The 650-nt window shown below is 73.4% G+C and carries 1 protein-coding gene; it reads right to left on the bottom strand.

Translation table 11 applies throughout. The features are described 5' to 3' along the window. On the bottom strand, positions 1–650 hold a 650-nt coding region (gene rsmA, locus AC2W7M_RS26965), incomplete at both ends, for a 16S rRNA (adenine(1518)-N(6)/adenine(1519)-N(6))-dimethyltransferase RsmA (protein WP_486136299.1).

Consider the following 650-nt stretch of genomic DNA (forward strand, 5'->3'; position numbering starts at 1 on the left):
CGGGCGGCGGCGAGCGCGTTGGCGAGGGCGACGAAGCCGGCGACGTCGATCTCCTCCGCCCGCGCGGTCGGCTCGACGCCGGCCGCTTCCAGCAGCGCCAAAGGATCGCAGCCGAGGCTCTTCAGGCTCTGGCGCAGCATCTTGCGGCGCTGGCCGAAGGCGGCCTCCGTCACCTTCTCCAGCACCGAGAGCGCGCACGGCAGGGGTGCGGGACGCGGCACGAGGTGCACCACCGATGACGTCACCTTGGGCGGCGGCACGAAGGCGGAGGGCGCGACATCGAAGGCGATCCTCGCCTGCGTGCGCCAGCCCGCCAGCACCGCGAGGCGGCCATAGGCCTTTGAGCCGGGGGCGGCGACGATGCGCTCCGCCACCTCCTTCTGGAACATCAGGGTGAGCGAGGAGAACCACGGCGGCCACGGATCGGCCGAGAGCCAGCCCACCAGCAGCACGGTGGCGATGTTGTAGGGCAGGTTCGCCACCACGCGGGCCGGGCCGTCGCCGACGAGCGGGCGCACGTCCACCTTCAGCGCGTCGCCCTCGATCACCTCCAGGCGGCCGGGATAGTGCGCCGCGATCGCGCCCAGCGCGTCGATGCAGCGCCGGTCGCGCTCGATGGCGATGACGCGCCCAGCGCCGAGCGCCAGCAG

The sequence above is a fragment of the Xanthobacter sp. BG11Y11_SDJG genome (genome assembly GCF_057364445.1).